The following is an 18,457-nucleotide window of genomic DNA, read 5'->3' as shown; positions in this document are numbered from 1 at the left end:
GTCAGCTGAGCGGGCCGCCGGCCACGTACATGACCTGGCCGGAGACGAAGCCTGCGGCCTCGCCGGTGAAGAAGGCGATGGCGTTGGCCACGTCGTCCGGGCGCCCCACGCGCTGCACCGGGATCTGGGTGGCGGCCGCGGCCTGGAAGTCCTCGAAGTCCATGCCGACCCGGGAGGCGGTGTGGGCGGTCATCTCCGTGACGATGAAACCGGGGGCGACGGCATTCGCGGTGATGCCGAACTTGCCGAGCTCGATGGCCAGGGTCTTGGTGAAGCCCTGCAGACCGGCCTTGGCCGCCGAGTAGTTGGCCTGGCCGCGGTTGCCGAGCGCGGAACTGCTGGACAGGCTCACGATCCGGCCGAACTTGGCTGCCACCATGTGCTTCTGACAGGCCTTCGACATCAGGAACGCACCGCGCAGGTGCACGTTCATGACCGTGTCCCAGTCGCTGTCGCTCATCTTGAAGAGCAGGTTGTCCCGCAGCACACCCGCATTGTTGACCAGGATGGTCGGGGCACCGAGCAGGCTCGCCACCCGCTCGACGGCCGCCTCCACCTGCGCACTGTCGGAGACGTCGCAGCCGATCGCGACGGCCTTGCCGCCGGCCGCCGTGATCGTCTCCACGGTGTCCTTGCAGGCCGCCTCGTCCAGGTCGAGTACGGCGACCGCCCGGCCTTCGGCGGCCAGGCGTACGGCGGTGGCCGCGCCGATGCCCCGGGCCGCCCCGGTCACGATCGCGACGCGCTGCTCGGTGGTGGACATGCTGGATCTCCTCGCCCTCGAAAAAAGCGGCCCCCCATGGGTGAGCAACCGCTTAGTAGCTTCAGCTGAGGAGACGCTAGGAGCCCTGGCACCCGGTGTCAACGCCACCGCGTGCCAGGGCTCCCGGCTCGCGCCGGTCAGCGGCGCAGCGGCTCACAGGACCAGCAGGTCCAGCAGCCTCTCCACCTCGGCGGCCGGGTCCGCCGTCAGCCCCGTGTGGACGGGCCCCGGCTGCACCACCGTGCTGCGCGGAGCGATCAGCCACCGGAACCGCCGCCCCGCGTCGTCGCCCCCCGCCTGACCGGCGGACTCTCCGCCCGCGCACACGCCCTCGACCCCGCGCAGGGCGGCCCGCACCCCGGCCACGTCGGCCTTCGGGTCCAGGGCGAGGAGCTTGGCCTCGTCGAGGTGGGTGCGCGCGGCGACGTAGGAATGCGCCCGGCAGTAGACGATCACACCGGCGTTGAAACACTCGCCGCGCTCCATCCGGGGCACCACACGCACCAGGGCGTACTCGAACACGTCCCGCTTGATCACTCGCTGTCGCTCTTCATCTTCCGGGGACGGGGGTCGAGGCGGTCGGCGAGCCAGCCGGGCGGACCCGACCGGACCTTCGCCTCGGCCTCCATCGTGATCCTCTCGTGGATCGTGGCCGCGCGCGGCAGCAGGACCTCCACATAGGCGCGGCGCAGCGCGTCGGTGGAGTCGAAGCCGGGTTCGTCGACCAGCCATTCGTCGGGCACGTCGGCCGCGACCTCGGTGAGCAGCTCCTCCGTGACCAGCGGCGCGAGCTCGGCCGCCGCCGCGGCGATGTCCGGGCCGACCGGGGCCAGTACGTGGTCGGAGGCGTTGTACGGCTTGGCGGCGGCGCTCTCGGCGGTGGGCCAGTTGTGGTGCCAGATCATGGTGGCGCCGTGGTCGATGAGCCAGAGGTCCCCGTGCCACACCAGCATGTTCGGATTGCGCCAGGACCGGTCCACGTTGTTGATCAGGGCGTCGAACCAGACCACGCGCCCCGCCTCCACACGGTCCACCTGGTAGGCGAGGGGGTCGAATCCGATCGAGCCGGGAAGGTAGTCCATCCCCAGGTTCAGCCCGCCGCTGGCCTTCAGCAGCTCCTGGACCTCCTGGTCCGGCTCTCCGAGCCCGATGACCGGGTCGAGCTGCATCTGCACCAGCGTGGGGACGCGCAGCCCCAGCCGCTGGGCCAGCCGGCCGCAGATGACCTCGGCGACCAGCGTCTTGCGGCCCTGGCCGGCGCCGGTGAACTTCATGACGTAGGTCCCGAGGTCGTCGGCCTCGACGATCCCCGGGAGCGAGCCGCCCTCGCGCAAGGGCGTGACATAGCGGGTCGCGATCACTTCTGTGAGCATTTCGCCAGGCTAACCGGCGGTTGACCTCGACGATCCGAGGAATACCGAGCGCGATCGCCGCGGCCTGGGCGACACCCGCCGCACGCAGTGCCGCCGCGTCTGTGCGATCGGTCCGGTCCGGGTGGCCATGATGGTCGGCATCGGCCTGTCTACGGCTCGCCGGAGAACCGGCCGCAGAGCCAATTGCCCGGGTCCGCCGGGTCGTCGCTCATCCAGAACTGCCGCCACAGCAGGGCGAACTCCTCGCGGCTGAGGTGCCCGTCGCCGTTCAGGTCGAGCAGTTCGAAGACGCCCGTCATGTCCACGGGCCGGCCGTTCCAGGTCTCGACGAGCCGGAGGTGCTCTTCCGGGGAGATGCGGCCGTCGCCGTTGGAGTCCACGGCGGCGAACACGGTGTCGGCGGTCGCGGTCACCTCCGTGACCATGGCGGGCAGCTTGTCGACCAGGGAGAGCAGCTCGTCCATGTCGACCGCGCCGTCCCCGTTCGCGTCCCCTTCTTCGAGGAGCGCCGCCCACCAGCCCATCAGCAGCGCCTCCACCCGCACGCGCAGCTCCGTCCCGGGACCCACGCCCGGCAGCCGGCTCCAGCGGGCGACGAGCGCCGCGAAGTCCTCCTCGCGCAGATATCCGTCGCCGTCCGCGTCGAACGCGGTGAACATCCCCCTGAGCTTGCGCTCCTGAAACGCGCTGGCCATGACCGGCCTCCCTGGTAACGGAACCGAACCACCAACCACCAACCACCAATCAGCGCTGTCGACTTGCCCGGCCGGTGGCGGACAGCGCGTAACTATAGGTCGAGGCCCGCCCCCGCCCCCACGGGCACATGTGCGCGATCCCTCACCCTCGGACCCCCGCAGCTCGCGGTCAGGCGGTGTGATCGGCCAAGGCCGCATCGACCGCCGCCTCGGCGTGCAGGCGGGCGGTCGGGAAGACCGGCACGGGGCTGTCCTCGGGGCCGATGAGGAGTTCGATCTCGGTGCACCCGAGGACGACGCCCTCGGCGCCCTGGGCCACGAGGTCCTCGACGACCCGGCGGTAGGCCGCACGGGACTCGTCGCGGACGATGCCGAGGCAGAGTTCCTCGTAGATCACCCGATGCACGAGCGCGCGCCCCTCGGGATCCGGGACGAGCACGTCGAGCCCACCCGCCCCGAGGCGGCCGCGGTAGAACTCCTGCTCCATGGTGAACGCGGTGCCCAGCAGACCCACCCGGGTCAGCCCCGCGGCGCGGACGGCGGCCGCAGTGGTGTCCGCGAGGTGGAGCAGCGGGACGGAGACCGCCGCCTCGACGGAGTCGGCGACCTTGTGCATGGTGTTGGTGCAGATGAGCAGGAGCTCCGCCCCCGCCGCTTCCAGCGACCGGGCGGCACCGGCCAGTACCTCGCCGGCCTCCGCCCAGCGGCCCTGGACCTGCAACCGCTCGATCTCCGCGAAGTCCACGGAGTAGAGCACGCAGCGGGCCGAATGGAGCCCGCCGAGCCGCTCGCGGGTCCGCTCGTTGAGGATCCGGTAGTACTCCGCCGTCGACTCCCAGCTCATCCCGCCGATCAGCCCGATGGTTTTCATGCTCGTGTCCCCGCTCCTGCTCCGGCACTTGGTGCGCATGTCACGCCCGACTGGAATCATAAGCGGAATGCGATAAACGGTGCAGAACCATAAGGGAAGCTTTCATCTCCTCGAAGTCAGGGGTTGTCGAACAGCCCGCGCCAGAAGTTGTCGCGTATGCCGTTCAGCCAGTGGCTCCTGCCGCAGTTGAGCTTGGGCACCAGCGGGAGGCGCTGCGGCACGGGCCGCCGGCACCCCTGGCACGGCCCCGTACGCCGCGCCGGTGCGCCCGGCGCCTGCGCACGGTTCGTCTCGTCCATGGACCTCAGTCGAGCTGCGGCCCGCCCGAGGCGCCTCGGGCGCCGTACTCACTCGGCCCGGTAGTTCCTACTCACGCCGAAGGCTCCTGCCCGCCCGAGCCGTTGACCACGGCCACGGCCACGGCCACGACGAGCCACCGGCCCAAGGCTTTCGAGGACATCGGGGGGCCCCGCCGGGCACCTGCCACCTGCACGCGGCGGCCCCGTACGAGGCCGCGCCCGGCCGTACGGGACGAGCGGACCCGCGTCGAGCGGCAGCGCGGGCCGCACACGGACGGCGGGCTCCGCGCCTAGACGTCCGACCCCAAAGCGGGGTCGCGCTCCCCAAGTCGAAGCCGATGGCCGGTCCCGGGACTACGAAGGCTCAGCGCGCCGGGGCCCACTGGGCGATGAGGGCTTCGGCCGTGGTGATGGCCGCGACGAGAGAGAGGGAGTTTCGGATCACCTCGGCGGTACAGGCCGCGGGCACCCCGGCGATGGCGTCGGAGGGGACGACGACCTGGTAGCCGAGGTTCACCGCGTCGAAGACGGTGTTCGGGATCGCGATGTTCGAGGAGACTCCGACGACGACGAGGGTGCGGATGCCGAGGTTGCGGAGCAGGGCGTCCAGGTCGGTGCCGGCCATCGGGGAGAGTCCGTGCAGCCTGCGCACCACCAGGTCCTGCTCGGCGACGGTGATGGGGGCGGCGACCTCCACGGCCGGGCTGCCGCTCAGCTGCCGGACCGGCAGCCTCCCCGCGGCCCGGAACAGCCGCGCGTTGGTGTTGGCCCCGAGCCCGTCCGGCCGCCGCTCGGCCACCGCGTGCAGGACCTGCACCCCGGCCCCGCGCGCGGCCTCGACCAGCGCGGCGACCCGGTCCAGCATGCCGGAGTCCCGGGCCTCCTTGGCCAGCTCCGGCAGGGCGCTCTCCTCACCGACGACACCGCTCTGGCACTCGACGGTGAGCAGCGCGGTGGTGGCGGGATCGAGATCGGACATGGCTCCCCCTGGCGTGGCGACGGAAGAGCACGCATGATTCCTGACACATAGTCAGATGTGAAGGGGCGCGGAGCTTATGGACAGCACACCCGTGGACGGACCACCCGTGGACGGACCACCCGCGGACGGACCACCCGTGGACAGGGCACAGCGGCGGGGCCGCCGCATCATGCTGACCGACGAGGAAATGAACGCCTTCCTGCGCGAGCAGCGCACCTGCCGGGTGGCCACGGTCTCCCACGACGGGCGCCCGCACGTGGGCGCGCTCTGGTTCGTCTGGGACGGCACCTCGATGTGGCTGTACTCGATCACCCGCAGCCGCCGCTGGTCCGACCTCCGCAAGGACCCCCGCATCTCGGTGGTCGTGGACTCCGGCGAGGCGTACGACGAACTGCGCGGGGTGGAACTGTCCGGCACCGCCGTCTTCGTGGGCGAGGCGCCCCGTACGGGCGAGCCGTGCGAGGAACTTGCCGAGCCGGAGCGGCTGTTCCCCGTCAAGAACTTCGGCGTCACGGAGATGCCGCACGACGGACGGCACGCCTGGATCCGGCTGACACCGGACTCGATCGTGTCGTGGGACTTCCGCAAGATCTAGGCCGCCCCTTCGAACCAGCCCGGGCCCCGGGGCCGGCGCCCGATCCGGAAGGCAGGCCCTAGCCTCCCTCGGCACCGGCGGAGGCCGCCCTCTTCAGTGCCTCGACGGCGGCCCGGATCGACGGCCGCCGGTCGGCGTCCGCGCGCCAGACGACGTACACGTGGCGCCGGACGCTGTCGCACACCGGCAGCAGCCGGACGCCCGGCGGCATGGGTCCGCGCCCCAGCCGGGGGGCCACGCACACACCGAGTCCGGCCTCGACGAAGGCCAGTTGGGTGTGGTGCTCCTCTGCGATGTGCGCGATCCGGGGCTCGACGCCGACGCCGCGCAGGGTGTAGACGAGCCACTCGTGGCAGAACTGCCCCTCGTTCCAGGAGATCCAGTCGTCCTCGCCGAACTCGGCCAGGGAGATCCCGGTGCGGCCGGCCAGCGGATGCCCCGCCGGCACCGCGATGTCCACGGAGTCGTCCAGGAGGTGGGCCCGGGCGAGCTCGGCCGGTACGGGCATCCGCTTGTTGTCCCAGTCGATGGCGAGGGCCATGTCGAGGTCACCCCGCACCACGGCGGCCATGCTCTCCGCCGGCTCCTGCTCCCTCACCCGGGGCCGCAGTTCGGGGTGATCGGTACGCAACTCCGCCAGGACCTGCGGCAGCAGCCCCCGCATGGCGGTCGGGAAGGCGCCGATCCGCAGTTCGCCGACCGCACACCCGCGCCGCGCCTCGACATCGGCCTGGGCGAGCTCGACCTGCGAGATGATCCGGGCCGCGTGATCGGCGAGAAGCCGGCCGGCATCGGTGAGCCGGACCCCGCGCCCGTTCTTGGCCAGGAGCGGCTGGCCGACCTCCCGCTCCAGCTTCGCCATCTGCTGGGACACGGCCGAGGTGGTGACATGGAGGCCGTCGGCGGCGCCGCTGACGGAGCCGTGGCGGGCGAGGGCGTCGAGGGTGCGCAGGCGCTCCAGGTTCAACATGTAAGCGATGCTACGCCGACACCCCAAATAACATTCGCTTGTCCTACGAGGTCACGAGGGCCAAGGTAGCTGTCATGAGCGCACCGAGCACCCCGGCCCCACCCAGCACCCCGGCCCCGCCCCTCTCCCCGAACGGAGTCCGGACCCCCGGGCCCACCGCGACGGATCCCGCCACCGGCCGCCTGGACTGGCGCCTGCGCTTCGCGGTCCTCTCGGTGATCTGGGGCTTCAGCTTCCTCCTGATCAAGGTCGGCACGGAAGCGTACGCCCCGTTCCAGGTCGCCCTCGGCCGGGTCTTCTTCGGCGCGCTCGCCCTGCTCACCGTGCTCCTGATCCGCCGCGAACCGCTCCCCCGGGGCATGCGCACCTGGCTCCACCTGTCGGTTGCCGCGCTGCTGCTCAACAGCGCCCCGTTCTCACTCTTCGCGTACGCGGAACTGAGCATCCCGTCCAGCCTGGCGGGCATCTGCAACGCCACCTCGCCGCTGTGGGGCATGGCCCTCTCCCTGGTCGCCCTCTCCGAGGACCGCCCGACGCGCCGCCGCTTCGCGGGCCTGGGCCTGGGCTTCCTCGGCGTGCTCACCGTCCTCGGGGTGTGGCAGGGCTTCGCCGGCGTCGACGCCAAGGGCACCGCGCTCGCCCTGCTGGCCGCGCTCTGCTACCCGATCGGCTGGATCTACGTACGCCGCACATTGGCCTCCGTCCCCGGTTCACCGACTGCCCTGACCGGCGCACAGCTCCTGGTCTCGACCCTCCAACTGGCGGCGATCAGCGCCCTGTTCACCTCGACCCCCACCTCCTTCCCGCTCTGGCCGACCCTCTCGGTGATCGCCCTGGGCGCCCTGGGTACGGGTCTGGCGCTGCAGATGCAGTACGGCCTGGTCACCGAGATCGGCCCGACCACCGCACAGATGGTCACGTACTTCATCCCGGTCATCGCGACGACGGCGGGCGTCCTCCTCCTGGACGAACAGCTCCACTGGAACACTCCGGTGGGCGCGGCCGTCGTCCTGGCCGGTGCGGCACTCACCCAGATCCGCCGGCGCTGACGCCGCGACCGGAGAGGGTCGCAGGGATGCGGCGCCCGGCACCACCCGCCGACCGCCGCACTGGGGTGTGCCTTCGGAATCGGGCCGGACCCGCGCCCCGGGCGTCAGTCGAGCCGCCCCCCGCCCGCCGGACGGACCGCCGAGGCCACCGCGTCGGCCAGCCCCGGTACGTCCGCCAGGGACAGCGGCGACATCGTCATCCGCACGGCCGGCCCCGATTCCACCCGGAAGCGGGCACCCGGGGCCACCGCCCAGCCCGCACCCAGCAGTCGCGTCACCACCGCCGTCTCGTCGGTGACGGGCACCCATACGTTCATCCCGCTGCGCCCCTGCGCCCGCACCCCCCGCCACGCCAGCGCCTCGACCAGTGCGTCCCGGCGTTCCCCGTAGGACCGTGCGACCGCCGCGTGGTCGACCGCTCCGGCCTTCCACAGCTCCACCACCGTGTACTGCAGCAGCCTGCTCACCCACCCCGGGCCCAGCCGCTGCCGCCCGCGGACCCGGTCGAGCGTCACCCCGTCCCCGGTCAGCACGGCGAGCCGCAGGTCGGGGCCGTACCCCTTCGCGGTGGAGCGGATCAGCGCCCAGTGGCGGGTCACCCCGCCCAGCGGGTTCAACGGCAGGTCCACGATGCCGTGTCCGTGGTCGTCGTCCATGACCAGCACCTCCGGGTACCCGGCAAGCACCGCCCGCAGCTCGGTGGCCCGCTCCGCGCTCACCACCGCCCCGGTCGGGTTCTGCGCCCGGGCCGTCACGAGCAGCGCCCGCGCCCCCTGCGCCAGCGCCCGCTCCACCGAGCCGGGCACCGGCCCGTCGTCGTCCACGGCCACCGGCACCACCCGCAGCCCCAGCGCCGGGACGAGGTCGAGCACGCTCCCCCACCCCGGGTCCTCGACCGCCACGGCGTCCCCGGGTCGCAGGTGCGCGGCCAGCACCCGTTCGATGCCGTCCAGCGCGCCCGAGGTCACCGCCACCTCCCCGGCCGGCACCCCGTCCTCGTCGAAGCCGGCCCGGGCGAGGTGGGCCAGCTCCGGGACGACCGGGTCCTGGCCGTAGAGCGTCGGCTCCGCGGCGTACCGACGCGCCGCGCCCGCCAGCGCGGCGTCCAGCGCGGGCAGCAGCCGCACGTCGGGGTTGCCGGAGGCGATCCCGCGCACCCCCTCCGGGACGACCATCCGCAGCCCGTCGCGCGGCGCGGTCGCCGGGCGGGCCCGCACCCGGCTGCCGCGCCGTCCGTCGGTCTCGATGACCCCGCGCTCGCGCAGCGTCCGGTACGCGGCGGCCACGGTGTTGGGGTTCACCCCCAGCACACCGGCGAGCTCCCGCATCGGCGGCAACAGCGCTCCCGGCGCGAGTGCGCCCGATGCGACGCCCGCTTCGACACTCGCGGCGATTTCCGATGCGCGCCGCCCGATGATCAGATAATCTCCTAGCACAAAGCCAAGTATGCACTAATACAATGGAGTCCGCACGATGAGCGCCACGCCTGCCACGGAGACCACCACGGAGCCGGCCGCCGGCACGGCCACCGAGTCGGCCGGCTCGACGGCCGGCGCGACGGTCGGCACGACGGCCACTACAGGAGCCGCGGCCGCGGACCAGCCGGACGCCGGGTACACACCCACCGACCGCACCGTCCCGACCCGGTCCCGCGACCGCGCGCGCTACGACCGTGAGACCGTCCACTCGATACTCGACCAGGCCTACCTCTGCCACCTCGGCTTCGTCCGCGACGGCGCCCCGGTGGTCCTGCCGACCCTCTTCGGCCGGGTCGGCGAGACCCTCTACATCCACGGCTCCACGGGCTCGCGCCCCCTCCTGGCGGCCGGCAAGGCCGACCCGGGGCTGCCGGTGTGCCTGACCGTGACGCACCTGGACGGCCTGGTCCTGGCCCGCTCGGCCTTCCACCACTCGATGAACTACCGCTCGGTGGTCGTGCACGGCACCGCCTACGAGGTGACCGACCCGGACGAGCGCCGGATGGCCCTCGACTCCCTGGTCGACCACGTCGTACCGGGCCGCTCCGCGGACTCCCGGCCTGCCAACTCCAGAGAGCTCGCGGCCACCGCCGTGATCCGCCTCGACCTCGACGAGGTCTCCGCCAAGCTGCGCACCGGCGGCCCCAACGACGACCCCGAGGACCTCGGGCTGCCGTTCTGGTCGGGTGTGGTCCCGGTCGCGCCGGCGTACGGCACCCCGATCCCGGCCGCCGACCTGACCCCCGGCATGACCACCCCGGACTACGTCACCGCACTCTGACGCGGTAGTTCACGGACGGGGGCGGGCCGGACCTCCGGCCCGCCCCCGTCCGTGTCCCTGCCCGTGTCCCTGCCCGTGCCCGTGCCCGTGTTCACGACCGTCTCCGCGGGACGCCGCGACTCGGCGGCGATCAGCGCCCCCACCGCCGCGAGCAGCAGTACGGTGCCCAGCATCACCGGCCCGGTCAGCCGCTCGCCGAGCACCAGGACGGCGATCGCCGCCGCGCCGACGGGCTCGATCAGCATGATCACGGATACCGTCGCGGCACGCACCGCGGCGGCCCCGCTGAAGTAGAGCGCGTAGGCCAGCGCGGTCGGCACGGTGGCCATGTAAGCGAGCAGCCAGAGCACCCGGACGGGCTCCGCGGTGTGCGGCACCAGCCCCTCCACCAGGGCGAACGGCAGCAGGCACACCGTGCCCACCCCGACCGACCAGACGGTGGTGACCAGCGGCTCCCCGCCGGCCCCGCGCCGCCCGAGCAGCCTGGCCCGCAGGGTCATCGCCCCGTATCCGGCGGCCGACAGCACCGACCAGCCGACGCCGAGCGGCCGGACCTCGCCGCCGCCGCTGCCGAGGACGAGTACGGCCAGCCCGGCCAGCGCCCCGCCGACGGCGATGATCCCGCCCCGGCCGAGTCGCTCCCCCATCCAGTAGCGGGCCCCGAGCGCGATGAGCACGGGCCCGGATCCGAGGGTGACCACGGTGGCCACGGCGAGTCCGGTCTCGCGGACGGCGGCGAAGTACGCGGACTGGAAGAGGGTGAACAACAGCCCGGTCCCGATCAGCGAGGCCGCCGAGGGCTTCCCCCGCGCGGCATCCGGCCGGCCGGCGCCCGCCCCGGCGCCGCCGCCCCGCGGGCGGCGGCGTACGGCGAGTACCGCGAGCAGTACCGCGAGCCCGCCCGCGCACCGCCAGAAGGACAGGGCGAGCGGGCCGAGATCGCTGGCGAGGAAGAGGAGCGAGGCCGCCGCCCCCGCGGTGCCCCAGGCGGTTCCGGCGATGACGAGATGGATCAGGCTGCGCCCGGTGGCGGGCGATTGGTTCGACACGAGAGGTCTCCGCGCGTGCGTGAAGGATGAAAGGAGCGGGTCATCGCTTCGCGGGCAGCGCGAATCCGCCCGGGTCACGGCCCGGGCCGGGTTCTCCTACGTGGTGGCAGCCGCCCGCGCTAGGCGGCGGGAGGCGGAAGCACGGTGAGCGGCATGATCGGCAGCCTAGACCCTGCTCGGATCGCGGTCCAGGGCGGCCACCGGCTCGGCGACCCCCGGCGCGACCGGCCGCGAGGTCTGCGCGATGAAGGCACCGCCCAGCACGAGTGCGCCGCCGACGATCTGCCAGGTCGCGAGGTACTCGCCGAGGAGCACCCAGGCCAGTACGGTCGCCACGACCGCTTCCAGACAGGCCACCACGCCCGCGACCTGCGGCGACAGCTTGCGCACGGAGACCACGCCGGTCAGGTACGCGAAGACGGTCGCGATCAGCACCACCCAGCCGAGCAGCAGCGGCGCGGGAACCATCATGTCTCCGACGGCCGCCTCGCCGCCCAGGACCTGCCAGTCGATCTGCCAGGGCCGGGCGATGACGGTCATCACGAGGGTGCCGACGATCATGCCGTACGCGATCATGCCCATCGGGTCGGGCACGTCGTCCCCGTCGCTGCCCTGGTCGGCGAAGACGAAGTAGAAGGCCTGGCAGCAGGCGGCCGCGAGGCCGAGCAGCACCCCGATCAGGTCGAGGCTGAGCCCCGCCCAGATCTGCACCACGCAGGCGAGGCCCACGACGGCCACGGCGGCGCCGACCGCGGCGGACCGGGTCACGGGCTTGCGCTGCACGAAGCGGACCCAGCCGAGGAGCAGCGCCGGGCCGAGGTACTCCAGCAGGAGCGCCACGCCGACCGGGATCCGGGACAGCGAGGCGAAGTAGAAGGCCTGGACTCCGGCCACGGCCACGAGTCCGAACCCGGCGAGCAGCAGGGGTTTGCGGCGTACGAGATCGCGATGACGCCAGGCCAGCGGGGACAGCACGAGCGCCGCCCCGGCCACCCTGAGCCAGACCGTGTGGAGCGGGTCCAGACCCGCCTCGATCAGCGGCTTGGCCGCCACACCGGAACCACCGAACGCGATCGCCGAAATGAGGGCTAGGCCCAGTCCGGCATGTCTCCCTGACGCTTGCATTCGGACATCATGGCAGGGCCGGTCAGGAGCTACGAGAGTGTGACACCTGTTGAGACGGAGCTGAGACCCACCGGACACCGGCCACGTCCACAGTCGGCCGCTCTGCGATATCTGACAGGTCGTCAGTCTTGAATGTTGCGTCCACCGGGACTACGTTCCGCCGCACGTACCTGACGAGAAGGGGTGGTCGCATGGCTGAAGTCATCGCGGAATCACGCATCGAGGCGCCCGCCGCGAAGCTCTGGTCCCAGCTGACCGACTGGGATGCTTACGGCCAGTGGAGCATGACCCACACCAACTTCCCGAAGGGTGGGCCCGAGACGCTCGCGGTGGGCTCCACCTTCTCCGAGAACATGAAGATGATGGGCTTCCCCGCCGAGATCCTCTGGACGGTCTCGGAGCTGGAGGACGAGCGCGTCTTCGCGATCACCGGCAAGGGCCCGATGGGCGTGGCCGTGCTGACCCGCTACACCCTGATCCCGGACGGCGAAGCCACCACGGTCCGCATCGACGGCGAGTTCACCGGCGCCGCTGTCGCTCTCATGGCGGGCAAGCTCAAGGACTCGGCCACCGCCGCCCTGAACGAGTCGCTCCGCAAGCTCTCTGGCCTGGTCGCCTGAGCGCCACCCCCGAACGCGCAGGTCCGTAGACGTACGCACAGGACGGCGCGCCCCGCGAGGTTTCTCGCGCGGCGCGCCGTCCTGTGCGGGAGGTCCCGCCGGCTCGCACTCAGTGCTCGTCGGCCAGGATCAGGTAGAGCTTCTTGCGGGCGTCGTTGATGACGGTGAGGGCCTTCGCCCGCTGGGCGGGAGTGCCGGTCTTGAAGACCTGGCCGAAGGCTTCCATCAGGCCGAAACCGGCCGTCCGGACCTCGTTCATCGCCTCGAAGTCGAAGCCCCGCCCGGCTTCCGCCCAGGGGGCGTCCGGGCCGGACTCGGCCTCGGTGCGGCCGGCGTCGGTGAGCGTGAAGAGCTTCTTGCCGCCCTCGCTCTGGCTGGTGATGTGGCCCTCGTCCTCGAGGAGCTGCAGGGTCGGGTAGACCGAGCCCGGGCTGGGCTTCCAGACCCCGCCGCTGCGCTCGCCGATCTCCTGGATCATCTCGTAACCGTGCATCGGCCGGTCGGCGAGCAGCGCCAGGATGGAGGCGCGTACATCACCCCGCCGGGCCCTGCCGCGCGGTCCGCCGTGGCCGCCGCGCCCGCCGAAGGGCCCGCCGCCGAAAGGCGGCCCGAACGGCCCGAAGGCGGCGCGCCGCTCCTGGAACTCCTCCCGACGGTCCGGCCCGCAGTGGCCGTGACCCCGTCCGTGCTCATGTCCGTGGCCGTGTCCGTGCTGTCCGTGTGAACGCATGACTGCGCTCCTTTCGTCATTCGGTGATCTCGTTCCGGTTCTCGCTGTTGCGATGTCTCTACTATCGTTGACGCATCGCGATGCGTCAACGATATATCGGAAACTCCTTCAACGAACACCTAGGATCGCCGCATGACTGTCCTGTCTCAGCGAAGATGCACCGGTCTCACTGAAGTCTGACGACTGGCCCGTTCGTCTCATCGAAGTTTCACCAGACGGGGCTGCCCCGTCTCAGGCGATCTGACCTGCCGCGGATGATCTGGTTCGCCGGTCTGGCTGTCGGTGACAGATGGCAGGCTGCGCCCATGAGCTATGACCTTGCTGTGTGGGAGGGCGAGCGGCCGGCGGATGACGCTGCTGCGGCCCGGTGCTTCAACGACCTGTATGACCGCTTCATCGACACGGAAGAACCTGCGGTCCCTCCAGCTGAGCGCATAGCGGCCTTCGTCGCCGTGCTCTTGGAACGGTGGCCGGAGCTCACCGAAGACGACGATGACACCTCGCCCTGGTCAACCGCTCCGCTGATCGGGGAGGCCCGCGGCCCGTTGATCTACTTCCCCATGCGGTGGAGCATGGCAGATGAGGCATCTGCCCACGCGTCCGAGATTGCTTCGTCGATGGGCCTCAACTGCTTTGACCCGCAGGCGCGGAAACTACGGCCTTAACGACAGTGTGGGAGTGCTGCACCTGGCCTGAGCCACGGCCTTTCAGGGCCTGGCCGGGGTGCGCGGGGGCCGGGGTGCCTCACCATCGAATGCCCGTGCAGGTGTGGCCACCGTCGTCCCGCCCTTCGCAAGCCCAACGGCCGCGAACGTAGAGCCGCGACCGGTCAAACTTCAGTGAGAATGGTCAAACTTCACTGAGACGGGACAATGACCTCCTCCTATGAAGCTCATGAAGCGTGTGAGGCGCAGGTGAGCGACACCGCCCTGCTCGTTTTCGACGGCCGCGTACTGGAGCTGTTCGGCTCCGTGGACGTGCACCGGTGGCACGTGTGGCAACGGCCCCGCGTGGAGTTAACGGAGGGCCGGCGGCCGACGATGGTGATCACGCTGGGCCGCAGCGGGTACCGCCTGACGATGCCCTACGACCCCCAGCACCTCCCCGGCCTGCGCGAACTGGCCGCCCTCCTGCCGAGCGACTGAGCCCGGCCGCACCCGGCACATCCAAGCCCGCGCCCCCTTCGACCAGTCCAGTCATCCCGGATTGGCCTTTGCGGCCGGCTCCGCCGCGTCCCTACGGTCGATCACATGCGCATCCGAATCGTCGACGCCTTCACCGACCGCCCCTTCGGCGGCAACCCCGCCGGGGTCCTGCTCCTCGAAGGCGGGTTCCCCACGGACGGCTGGCTCCAGCAGGTCGCCGCCGAGGTCAACCTCTCCGAGACCGCCTTCGCCCATCCCCTGCCGCCCGGCGGCGAGGCGGACTGGGCGCTGCGCTGGTTCACCCCGTCCGCGGAGGTCGACATGTGCGGTCACGCGACCCTCGCCACCGCCCATGTCCTGGTCACGAGCGGCCTCGCGACCGGGACGATCCGCTTCTCGGCGCGCTGCGGGATCCTGGAGGTCACGCCCGCCGGAGACGGGACCCTCGTCATGGACTTCCCGACCTCCTCCCTGACCGAGGTCGAAACGGAGGCCGCCGTGGAGCGCGCACTCGGCGCCGTGGTCACATCGGTCCACGACACCTCGGCCCACATCGGCGACCTCGTGGTGGAGCTGGCCGACGAGCGCGCCGTACGCGAGCTCACCCCCGACCTGGCCGCACTGCGCAGCTACGCCCGGCGCGGGATCATGGTGACCGCGGCGGCCGAAGACCCCTCCCGCGGGTACGACTTCGTCTCACGCGGCTTCTTCCCCGCGCTCGGCATCGACGAGGACCCGGTCACCGGCAGCGCCCACACCGCCCTGGCCCCGTTCTGGGCACAGCGGCTGGGCCGCACGGAGCTCGTCGGCCTCCAGGGCGGAGCCCGCACCGGCCTCGTCCGGGTCCGGGTGCTGGGCGACCGTACGCTGCTGACCGGACGCGCGGTCACGGTCATCGACGGGGAGCTGCTCAGCGCACCGTGAGCGGCCGCCCCTCAACCCGGCGCAGCCGCCTCGCAGACCCCTCCGCGACTACGGGGTGGGCAGCCAGCCCACCTTCCCCGCCAGCAGGGCGTACCCGCCGAAGGCCACGATGTCGAGCAGCGCGTGCGCGACGACTAGCGGCCCCACCCGGCCCCAGCGCCGGTAGGCGAGGACGAAGACCACGCCCATCACCATGTTTCCGACGAAGCCGCCGATGCCCTGGTACAGGTGGTACGAGCCGCGCAGCACGGAACTGGCGAGCAGCGCGGCCGTCGGGGACCAGCCGAGCTGGTCGAGCCGGCGCAGCAGGTAGGCCAGCACGATGACCTCCTCCACCACGGAGTTCTGCACCGCGGAGAGGATCAGCACGGGGAACTTCCACCACACGTCGGGCAGCGCCTCGGGCACCACCGTGAGGTTGAAGCCGGTCGCCCGCGCCCCCAGGTAGAAGGCCAGTCCGGCGCTGCCGATGCAGGCGGCGACGAGCGCGCCCCGGCCCAGGTCCCACCAGGGCCGGGTGCGGTCGAAGCCCAGCACCTTCAGCCCGGGCGCGCCCTCACGCGTCAGGAGGTGCGCGACCAGCAGGACGGGGACGAGCGCGCTCGCGATGCCGAACAGCTGCCAGGCCAGGTCCAGCCAGGGCCGCCCGGGGGCGTACGAGCCGTTGAGCGTGGCGGCCTGGTCCTTGAGCCCGCCCGGCTTGGTCAGTGAGCCGATGAAGCTGATCAGCGCCGAAACACCGCTCGCGCCCAGGGACAGGGCGAGCACGAGCAGCGTCTCGGAGCGCAGCATCCTGCGCCCGTTCGGGCCCCCGTCGAGCTCCCGAAACACCGGTTCCGGCTCCGTCCGCACGCCCGTCTCCCGTTCCGCCACCGCCGCGGCACCCGCTGCGACATCCCGCGGGGCGCCCCGCCCCGATCACCCCATACTGCCTCCTCCACGGGGCAAGGGGATCAACGGGCGGGACCGGGCACGCCCCGGATTCAGTCCCCGGCCGTCGGCCCGGCCGGCAGGGCGCCATCCCCCGGACCGGTCGGCCAGGTGTGCACCGGATCGCCCTTGTGGCTCAGCTCGCTGTAGCGGCGCGTGGTCGCGGCCAGCGCCGCGTCCCGCTCCATGCCGTCCGCGCGTGCCCGGTGGTAGGTGTCCACCTGCCAGGTGGCGCCGTTCACCCGGCGCCGGCACCGTTCCTCGATGATGCCGAGGTAGTGGTCCCGGTCGGCCGGCTCGATGCCCCAGGCGTCCAGTCCGGCGGCCGCCATCGGAAGCAGCTCGTCCAGCACCAGGCGGACCGCGGGCACGCTCGCCAGGCCCCCGCCCCGGCCCCGGCGCGGCCAGCGCAGCCGGGCGTCGATGCCGTAGCGGCAGGCCGCGTCGAAGTTGGCCTCCGCCTCCGCGAAGGGCAGCCGGCTCCACACCGGGCGCTGCTCGTCCGCGAGCGTCCGTACCAGCCCGTAGTAGAAGGCGGCGTTGGCGACGACGTCGGCCACGGTCGGGCCCGCGGGCAGCACCCGGTTCTCCACGCGCAGGTGCGGCACCCCGTCGGCGACCCCGTAGACGGGCCGGTTCCAGCGGTAGACCGTGCCGTTGTGCAGCACCAGCTCCTGCAGGTTCGGCACGCCGCCTTCGGCGAGCACCCGCAGCGGCTCCTCCTCGTCGCAGATCGGCAGCAGGGCCGGGAAGTAGCGGACGTTCTCCGCGAAGAGCTCGTACGCCGAGTCGACCCAGCGCTCCCCGAACCAGGTGCGCGGACGCACCCCCTGCGCCTGGAGTTCTGGCGGCCGGGTGTCGGTGGCCTGCTGGAAGAGCGGCGGCCGCGACTCCCGCCACAGCTCCCGCCCGAACAGGAAAGGCGAGTTGGCACCGACGGCTATTTGTACGGCCGCCACCGCCTGGGCCGCGTTCCACACGTCCGCGAAGCGGGCCGGGGTCACCTGCAGGTGCAGCTGTACTGAGGTGCAGGCGGCCTCCGGCACGATCGACCCGGAGGTCCAGGTCAGCCGTTCGACCCCGTCGATGTCGAGCGTGAAGTCCTCGCCGCGCATCGTCAGGATCTGCTCGTTGAGCAGGGAGTAGCGGTCCACGGCCGAGAGGTTGGCGGTGACCAGGTCGGCCCGGGAGATGGTCGGCAGAATTCCGATCATGACCACCCCGGCATCGATCTCCACCGCCTGCCGGTGGGCATAGCCGAGACCCGCGCTCAGTTCCTCGGCGAGCTGGTCGAATACCCGGCCGCCGAGCCGGTGCGGGAGGACGTTCACCTCCAGGTTGAACATTCCCAGTTCGGTCTGGAAATCGGTGCTCGCAATACGTTCGAGGACCTGAGCATTCACCATTCTCGGCAACCCGTCGGCACCCGCGAGATTCAACTCGATCTCCAGCCCCATCATGTTCTTGGGACGATCGAACCTCTTCTCCTCCAGAAGTCGCTCCAGTACCTCCAGGCACTCGTGAAGCTTCCTCCGGTACCGTTGCCGATCGGACAGGTCGAATCCGCCTGCCACGACCTTCTCCCCCATCGGAGCGTCCCTCCTCGACTGGGCCTGGCCGGCGTGGAATGGATCCACCGGCCCAGGCGCGCGTTACGGTCGATGATGCCCCAGCGGCGTGATCGATAACGCGGAAGGGGCGTGACTGGCGGGGAGCGCGCGCCGGATTGGCCGACAGGCGCTTTGGCACATTCACCTGGCAAGCGTCCTTGCGCAAATACAGCGTAGACCTTGCCGGTTACCGATAACCGACGCTTTTCAGCCGAGCCCCCATCCGGTAACCTCCGAGGTCAGCGGGAAATCTCTGCACTCACCCGGCATGAATGGCACGCCAGCGGGGCCGGTAAGCGCCTTGTCGGCAATAGCCGGGACAGCTAGCCGAAACATTGCGTGAACACGCGTCATATAAACTGCGCAAGCGAGGCAGAGAGTTGGCGCGCGGCCATTGCCCCTCAGCCCCCCTCTGACCCCAGAATGCGACAGCGCCGTCCGCACCCGCACCCGCCCACGTTCCACAGGTCT

At 71.6% G+C, this 18,457-nt stretch carries 20 protein-coding genes; 7 read left to right on the top strand and 13 right to left on the bottom strand.

The features are described from left to right. Position 1 precedes the first annotated feature (1 nt). The 6 genes from fabG to OTB20_RS07950 form a co-directional block, all read right to left on the bottom strand. Positions 2–763 (bottom strand): 3-oxoacyl-ACP reductase FabG, encoded by a 762-nt coding sequence (gene fabG / locus OTB20_RS07975; RefSeq protein ID WP_267761284.1) that lies wholly within the window; start codon positions 761–763, stop codon positions 2–4. Between the two features lie 153 nt (positions 764–916). Continuing rightward, a complete protein-coding gene (locus tag OTB20_RS07970; protein WP_267815893.1) occupies positions 917–1,300 on the bottom strand; it encodes a DUF3037 domain-containing protein in 384 nt (127 codons plus the stop codon). Continuing rightward, positions 1,297–2,136: a HipA family kinase gene (locus OTB20_RS07965; RefSeq protein WP_267815892.1), complete on the bottom strand. Its 840-nt coding sequence runs from the start codon at positions 2,134–2,136 to the stop codon at positions 1,297–1,299. The genes OTB20_RS07970 and OTB20_RS07965 overlap by 4 nt, the downstream gene beginning before the upstream one ends. 149 nt (positions 2,137–2,285) lie before the next feature. Beyond that, a complete protein-coding gene (locus OTB20_RS07960; RefSeq protein WP_267815891.1) occupies positions 2,286–2,831 on the bottom strand; it encodes an EF-hand domain-containing protein in 546 nt (181 codons plus the stop codon). Between the two features lie 169 nt (positions 2,832–3,000). After that, positions 3,001–3,702: an aspartate/glutamate racemase family protein gene (locus tag OTB20_RS07955; RefSeq protein WP_267815890.1), complete on the bottom strand. Its 702-nt coding sequence runs from the start codon at positions 3,700–3,702 to the stop codon at positions 3,001–3,003. A gap of 663 nt (positions 3,703–4,365) precedes the next feature. Next, positions 4,366–4,980, bottom strand: a complete 615-nt coding sequence (locus OTB20_RS07950; protein ID WP_267815888.1) for a cysteine hydrolase — start codon at positions 4,978–4,980, stop codon at positions 4,366–4,368. 136 nt (positions 4,981–5,116) lie between these two features. On the opposite strand from OTB20_RS07950, the gene OTB20_RS07945 reads away from it, so the two are divergent. Then, a complete protein-coding gene (locus tag OTB20_RS07945) occupies positions 5,117–5,575 on the top strand; it encodes a pyridoxamine 5'-phosphate oxidase family protein (RefSeq protein WP_267816307.1) in 459 nt (152 codons plus the stop codon). A 58-nt stretch (positions 5,576–5,633) separates the two neighbouring features. Here the strand turns inward: OTB20_RS07945 and OTB20_RS07940 are convergent, their stop codons facing one another. After that, a complete protein-coding gene (locus OTB20_RS07940) occupies positions 5,634–6,545 on the bottom strand; it encodes a LysR family transcriptional regulator (protein ID WP_267815887.1) in 912 nt (303 codons plus the stop codon). Between the two features lie 74 nt (positions 6,546–6,619). On the opposite strand from OTB20_RS07940, the gene OTB20_RS07935 reads away from it, so the two are divergent. Beyond that, a complete protein-coding gene (locus tag OTB20_RS07935; protein ID WP_267815886.1) occupies positions 6,620–7,594 on the top strand; it encodes a DMT family transporter in 975 nt (324 codons plus the stop codon). Positions 7,595–7,698: 104 nt separating this feature from the next. On the opposite strand, the gene OTB20_RS07930 is transcribed toward OTB20_RS07935, so the two are convergent. Next, positions 7,699–9,030, bottom strand: a complete 1,332-nt coding sequence (locus tag OTB20_RS07930) for an aminotransferase class I/II-fold pyridoxal phosphate-dependent enzyme (RefSeq protein WP_267815885.1) — start codon at positions 9,028–9,030, stop codon at positions 7,699–7,701. Between the two features lie 37 nt (positions 9,031–9,067). Here OTB20_RS07930 and OTB20_RS07925 point away from each other — a divergent pair, with 37 nt between their 5' ends. Next, positions 9,068–9,853 carry a pyridoxamine 5'-phosphate oxidase family protein gene (locus tag OTB20_RS07925; protein WP_267815884.1) on the top strand — a complete coding sequence of 262 codons (786 nt, stop codon included), beginning with the start codon at positions 9,068–9,070 and terminating at the stop codon, positions 9,851–9,853. Here OTB20_RS07925 and OTB20_RS07920 read toward each other — a convergent pair. Both OTB20_RS07920 and OTB20_RS07915 read right to left on the bottom strand, forming a co-directional pair. Beyond that, positions 9,835–10,902 (bottom strand): DMT family transporter, encoded by a 1,068-nt coding sequence (locus tag OTB20_RS07920; RefSeq protein WP_267815883.1) that lies wholly within the window; start codon positions 10,900–10,902, stop codon positions 9,835–9,837. The two genes, OTB20_RS07925 and OTB20_RS07920, sit on opposite strands and share 19 nt — an antisense overlap. A 165-nt stretch (positions 10,903–11,067) precedes the next feature. Next, positions 11,068–12,027: an EamA family transporter gene (locus tag OTB20_RS07915; RefSeq protein ID WP_267815882.1), complete on the bottom strand. Its 960-nt coding sequence runs from the start codon at positions 12,025–12,027 to the stop codon at positions 11,068–11,070. Between the two features lie 191 nt (positions 12,028–12,218). On the opposite strand from OTB20_RS07915, the gene OTB20_RS07910 reads away from it, so the two are divergent. Next, on the top strand, positions 12,219–12,647 hold the full coding sequence (locus OTB20_RS07910; protein ID WP_267815881.1) for an SRPBCC family protein: 429 nt from the start codon (positions 12,219–12,221) through the stop codon (positions 12,645–12,647). 109 nt (positions 12,648–12,756) lie between these two features. Here the strand turns inward: OTB20_RS07910 and OTB20_RS07905 are convergent, their stop codons facing one another. Then, positions 12,757–13,377 (bottom strand): PadR family transcriptional regulator, encoded by a 621-nt coding sequence (locus OTB20_RS07905; RefSeq protein WP_267815880.1) that lies wholly within the window; start codon positions 13,375–13,377, stop codon positions 12,757–12,759. A 254-nt stretch (positions 13,378–13,631) separates the two neighbouring features. Between OTB20_RS07905 and OTB20_RS07900 the strand changes: the two genes are divergently transcribed. The 3 genes from OTB20_RS07900 (at position 13,632) to OTB20_RS07890 (ending at position 15,446) form a co-directional block, all read left to right on the top strand. Beyond that, positions 13,632–14,042 carry a hypothetical protein gene (locus OTB20_RS07900; RefSeq protein ID WP_324290349.1) on the top strand — a complete coding sequence of 137 codons (411 nt, stop codon included), beginning with the start codon at positions 13,632–13,634 and terminating at the stop codon, positions 14,040–14,042. Positions 14,043–14,291: 249 nt separating this feature from the next. Next, a complete protein-coding gene (locus tag OTB20_RS07895; RefSeq protein ID WP_267815879.1) occupies positions 14,292–14,522 on the top strand; it encodes a hypothetical protein in 231 nt (76 codons plus the stop codon). A gap of 105 nt (positions 14,523–14,627) precedes the next feature. Then, positions 14,628–15,446 carry a PhzF family phenazine biosynthesis protein gene (locus tag OTB20_RS07890; RefSeq protein WP_267815878.1) on the top strand — a complete coding sequence of 273 codons (819 nt, stop codon included), beginning with the start codon at positions 14,628–14,630 and terminating at the stop codon, positions 15,444–15,446. Between the two features lie 48 nt (positions 15,447–15,494). Here OTB20_RS07890 and OTB20_RS07885 read toward each other — a convergent pair whose 3' ends face one another. Both OTB20_RS07885 and OTB20_RS07880 read right to left on the bottom strand, forming a co-directional pair. After that, complete coding sequence (locus OTB20_RS07885; RefSeq protein ID WP_267816304.1) at positions 15,495–16,238, bottom strand: CPBP family intramembrane glutamic endopeptidase; 744 nt, start codon at positions 16,236–16,238, stop codon at positions 15,495–15,497. Between the two features lie 191 nt (positions 16,239–16,429). Next, positions 16,430–17,965 (bottom strand): glutamate-cysteine ligase family protein, encoded by a 1,536-nt coding sequence (locus OTB20_RS07880; protein WP_267815877.1) that lies wholly within the window; start codon positions 17,963–17,965, stop codon positions 16,430–16,432. Between the last annotated feature and the right edge of the window lie 492 nt (positions 17,966–18,457).

It is taken from the genome of Streptomyces sp. H27-H1 (assembly GCF_026627445.1).
Lineage (GTDB): Bacteria > Actinomycetota > Actinomycetes > Streptomycetales > Streptomycetaceae > Streptomyces.
Note: the sequence above shows the minus strand (reverse complement) of the source record. Positions and strands in the feature narration are given on the sequence as shown.

Coding starts and splice junctions, on each gene's coding strand:
- OTB20_RS07910 (WP_267815881.1), top strand. CDS start 12,219: ATGGCTGAAGTCATCGCGGAATCACGCATCGAGGCGCCCGCCGCGAAG.
- OTB20_RS07955 (WP_267815890.1), bottom strand. CDS start 3,702: ATGAAAACCATCGGGCTGATCGGCGGGATGAGCTGGGAGTCGACGGCG.
- OTB20_RS07960 (WP_267815891.1), bottom strand. CDS start 2,831: ATGGCCAGCGCGTTTCAGGAGCGCAAGCTCAGGGGGATGTTCACCGCG.
- OTB20_RS07940 (WP_267815887.1), bottom strand. CDS start 6,545: ATGTTGAACCTGGAGCGCCTGCGCACCCTCGACGCCCTCGCCCGCCAC.
- OTB20_RS07885 (WP_267816304.1), bottom strand. CDS start 16,238: ATGCTGCGCTCCGAGACGCTGCTCGTGCTCGCCCTGTCCCTGGGCGCG.
- OTB20_RS07905 (WP_267815880.1), bottom strand. CDS start 13,377: ATGCGTTCACACGGACAGCACGGACACGGCCACGGACATGAGCACGGA.
- OTB20_RS07935 (WP_267815886.1), top strand. CDS start 6,620: ATGAGCGCACCGAGCACCCCGGCCCCACCCAGCACCCCGGCCCCGCCC.
- OTB20_RS07950 (WP_267815888.1), bottom strand. CDS start 4,980: ATGTCCGATCTCGATCCCGCCACCACCGCGCTGCTCACCGTCGAGTGC.
- fabG (WP_267761284.1), bottom strand. CDS start 763: ATGTCCACCACCGAGCAGCGCGTCGCGATCGTGACCGGGGCGGCCCGG.
- OTB20_RS07900 (WP_324290349.1), top strand. CDS start 13,632: ATGATCTGGTTCGCCGGTCTGGCTGTCGGTGACAGATGGCAGGCTGCG.
- OTB20_RS07880 (WP_267815877.1), bottom strand. CDS start 17,965: ATGGGGGAGAAGGTCGTGGCAGGCGGATTCGACCTGTCCGATCGGCAA.
- OTB20_RS07890 (WP_267815878.1), top strand. CDS start 14,628: ATGCGCATCCGAATCGTCGACGCCTTCACCGACCGCCCCTTCGGCGGC.
- OTB20_RS07965 (WP_267815892.1), bottom strand. CDS start 2,136: ATGCTCACAGAAGTGATCGCGACCCGCTATGTCACGCCCTTGCGCGAG.
- OTB20_RS07925 (WP_267815884.1), top strand. CDS start 9,068: ATGAGCGCCACGCCTGCCACGGAGACCACCACGGAGCCGGCCGCCGGC.
- OTB20_RS07915 (WP_267815882.1), bottom strand. CDS start 12,027: ATGCAAGCGTCAGGGAGACATGCCGGACTGGGCCTAGCCCTCATTTCG.